Source organism: uncultured Georgenia sp. (assembly GCF_937958535.1).
Lineage (GTDB): Bacteria > Actinomycetota > Actinomycetes > Actinomycetales > Actinomycetaceae > Oceanitalea.
On the sequence record NZ_CALGNQ010000155.1, the window covers coordinates 1 to 3,577 of the forward strand.

Genomic DNA, 3,577 nt, shown 5'->3' on the forward strand with positions numbered 1-3,577 from the left:
AGAAGTAGGTCTGCCCGGAGCGCACAAGCCGGGCGGCGTCCACGGCGAACTCCGGGGTGAGGTCGTCGAGGAGCCCGGACCGGGTGACGGGCTCGCCCTCGCCGACCTGCCGGTCGGGCAGGGCGACCACCGAGGCGTAGGGCAGCACCTGGACCGACTGCCCGAGGAGCGGGGCGATCCGGGCGAAGGGCCGCAGCAGCCGCACGACGGTCTCGGGATCGGCGGAGTCGACGACCGTCATGGTCCGCGCGACCACCTGCCCGCTGCGGGGTGCCCCCATGAGGAGGAAGCTCGTCACCTCGCGGGGCGAGGCCTGGACAGTGGCGGCCCAGCGGGTGAGGAAGCCGGCGGTGTCGTCGGCGTCGTGGACGAGCTGGGCGAAGCCGACGTCGCCGACCTCGTCCGCCCGGAGCTCGAAGGCGGTGGCGATGCCGAAGTTGAACCCTGCGCCCCGCACCGCCCAGAAGAGGTCGGGGTGCTCCTCCTCGCTCGCCCGGACGTGGCTGCCGTCAGCCAGGACGAGCTCGACGGCGCGCACGTGGTCGATGGTGAGCCCGTGGGCGCGGCCGAGGAACCCGATGCCGCCGGTGGTCGCCAGCCCGCCGACGCCGACGCCGCCGTAGTCGCCGGAACTGATCGCCCACCCGTGGGGCTGGAGCGCGGCGGCGACCTCGCCCCACCGCGCGCCCGGCTCGAGGCGCACGAGGCGCTGTGCCTCGTCGAGGACCTCGATGCGGTTCATCCGGGCGAGGTCGATGACGATGCCGCCGTCGTTGGTCGAGCGGCCGCTGATGCCGTGGCCGCCGCTGCGCAGCGAGAGCGGCACGTCGTGCCCGCGGGCGAACGCGAGCGCCTGGGCGACCTCCTCGGCCGTGCCCGGCCGCAGGACGAGGCCCGGGGAGCCGCCGCGCAGGTACGTGGAGCGGACGCGGGCGTAGGCGGCGTCTCCCGGCTCCACCGCACCGTCCGCGAGGGCGGCGGGGACGTCGTCGTAGGCGATGCCGGGGCGGCGGGCGGCGCGCTGGGCGGTGCTGCGCGTGGGCGCAGGCGGGGTGCCGCGGCGCTCCCGTTCCGCCGCGACCGCCGCGCGCAGCGTCGGAACGACGTCGCTTGCGAAGCGGGCGAGCTGGTCGGCGTCGTCGGTGGCCAGGACGACGGTGCCCACGCCGTGCTCGACGACGAGCGGCAGGAGGTCCTCGACCCACCGCTCGGCCGGGCCCTCGAGGAAGCCGCGGTGCGCGGCGGCGACGGTGCCGGTGACGTTGAGGACCCGGCGGACCTCCCGCGGGTCCCGGCCGGCGGCGGTGGCGGCGACGTCGATCATCGCATTGGCGTCGTGCAGGTGCGCGACGGCGGCGGTGCCACCGGGTGCCACCCAGCCCTCGGCGATGCGTCCGACGAGGTCGAGCATGCGCCGCCTGCCCCCGCCGACCCATACCGGGACGTCGTGTGCCGGGGCGGGGCCGCGTGCCGCGCCGGTGAGCCGGTGGCGCTCGCCGCGGTAGGTGAACGGGCTGGGGGCGGCCGCCCGCCAGACGCCGCGCACCACCTCGACGGCCTCCTCCAGGGCGTCGACCGACTCCCCGGGGGTGAGGCGCGGGACGCCCATGGCCTCCATGGCGTCCCAGAAGTGGCCGGCCCCCAGCGCCAGGGTGAGGCGCCCGCCGCTGAGCAGGTCGAGGCTCGCCGCCGCCCGCGCGACGACGGCCGGCGGACGCATCGGCACGTTGAGGACGCTGGGGGCGAGCCGGATGCGGTCGGTGCGGCCGGCGACCCAGCTGAGCAGCGTCCACGTCTCGTGGAACCGCGGCTGGTAGGGGTGGTCCTGGACCGTGACGAGGTCGAGGCCGAGCTCCTCCGCCCGGACCGCGAGGTCGACGGCGCTGTGGGGCGGGTCGTTGCCCGGGGTGACGAAGACGCCGAGCTCGAGCGGGTGGCCGTAGTCCATCAGGCACGCTCCGCGGCAACGACCGCGCGGACCGCCGGGGCGATCTCCTGCCCGAAGGTGGCGAGCGCCGCGGGGTCGTCGCCCCCGAGGATGAAGCCGCTGATGCCGTACTCGAGAACGAGGGCCGCGAGCTGCTCGGCCCACTGCGCGGGTGGGCCGACGAGGAGGCGTTCGGTGCGCTGGGAGGAGAGCCGGCCGCCGATGTTGAGGAGGCGGCGCACTGCGCGCGGCTCGCGGCCGGCGGCGGTGGCCGCCTCGTCGATGGTCGCGTTGGCGTCAGTGATCTGCTGGAGGCTCTTGAGGTAGGCCAGCGAGGGCAGCCAGCCGTCGCCCTTGCGTCCGGTGAGGCGCAGCATGCGCGGCTTGTACGCGCCGATCCACAGGCCGATGTCGTGGGCCGGCGCGGGGCCGCGCTTCGCGCCGTCGAGGCGGTGGTGGGCGCCGTCGACGACGAGCCGCTCCCGGGTGCTGGTGTCCCAGATCCCCCGGATGATGTCGATCGCCTCGCTCAGGGCGTCGACGCTCTGGCCGGGGCTCAGGCGGGGGCCGCCCATCGCCTCGATGGGTCCCCAGAACCCGCCGGCTCCGAGGCCGAGCTCGACCCGCCCGCCGCTGAGCAGGTCGAGGCTGGCGGCGGCGCGGGCGAGGACCGCCGGCGGGCGGAGCGGCACGTTGGCGACGTTGGGGGAGAGCCGGATCCGCTCGGTGCGGGCGGCGACGTAGGACAGCAGCGTCCAGGTGTCGAGGAAGGCGGGCTGGTAGGGGTGGTCCTGGAAGGTTGCGAGGTCGAGGCCCGCGGCCTCCGACGCCCGGGTGAGGGCGACCACTCGGTCCGGCGCGGCGCTGGTCGGGGTGATGAAGGAGCCGAAGAGGAGGTCGTGCCCGTAGTCGGTCATGTCGGGGCAACGCCCCCGCCTCACCGCTATTCCACCGACAGCTCAGTTCCCGGCGACAGCGCACTTCCCGACAGCGTGCGGGGCTACGGTCGGCGGACACCGACGGAGCGGCGGACCCCTCCCGAGCCTCCTGTACCCGCCAGCGCAGCGAGATGGCCGCATGATCCGGAACCCGCCGGACCATGCGGCCACCTCGGGTACTACTGCAGGGTCAGCTGCCGGACCTGCGCAGACGTGACCAGAGGGTCGCGCCGGCGCCTGTCACGACCACCAGCGCCGCGAGCAGCGCAAGCGGCAGGCTGTCGACACCGGTCGTGGGCAGCGAGCCCGACGACGGGGGTGGCGTCCTCCGCGGCGGGGTCGTGGGAGACACCGAGCTGAGGATCGTCACCGTCCCGGTGGCGGACTCGCCGTCACCGGTCGCGGTGACCGTCATCACACCCACGGCTGCACCCTCCGGCACGACGAACGTGTCGGTGAAGGTGCCGTCGTCACGGACGGTGACCTCACGCTCGGCCAGGACCTCGCCGGCGCTGTCGGTGTAGACGACCGTCACCGTCGTTCCCGGCGTGAAGTCCGAGCCGTCGACCGTGACCGTGTCACCGTGCCGGACCTCGTCCGGGGTGACGTCGATGCGTGGATCCTCCCCGCCGTCGTCGTCACCCCCGGCGTCCGGGTCGGTGCCCGCGTCGGGGTCGGTGCCCGCATCGGGGTCAGTCCCCGCATCGGGGTC

2 protein-coding genes and 1 pseudogene are annotated in these 3,577 nt (G+C 75.2%); all 3 read right to left on the reverse strand.

The window, feature by feature from the left end; all coding sequences use genetic code 11:
- The coding region (locus Q0195_RS08500; RefSeq protein ID WP_299277071.1) for an LLM class flavin-dependent oxidoreductase at nucleotides 1-1,948 on the reverse strand (1,948 nt) is incomplete at its 3' end.
- Nucleotides 1,948-2,844: an LLM class flavin-dependent oxidoreductase gene (locus Q0195_RS08505; protein ID WP_299277073.1), complete on the reverse strand. Its 897-nt coding sequence runs from the start codon at nucleotides 2,842-2,844 to the stop codon at nucleotides 1,948-1,950. The genes Q0195_RS08505 and Q0195_RS08500, both read right to left, overlap by 1 nt.
- Nucleotides 2,845-3,055: 211 nt before the next feature.
- Nucleotides 3,056-3,577 (reverse strand): annotated as a pseudogene (locus Q0195_RS08510) (hypothetical protein); the annotation flags it as partial.

What these genes read in the sequence shown, in the direction of transcription:
- Q0195_RS08505 (WP_299277073.1), bottom strand. Translation starts at nt 2,844, where the DNA reads ATGACCGACTACGGGCACGACCTCCTCTTCGGCTCCTTCATCACCCCG.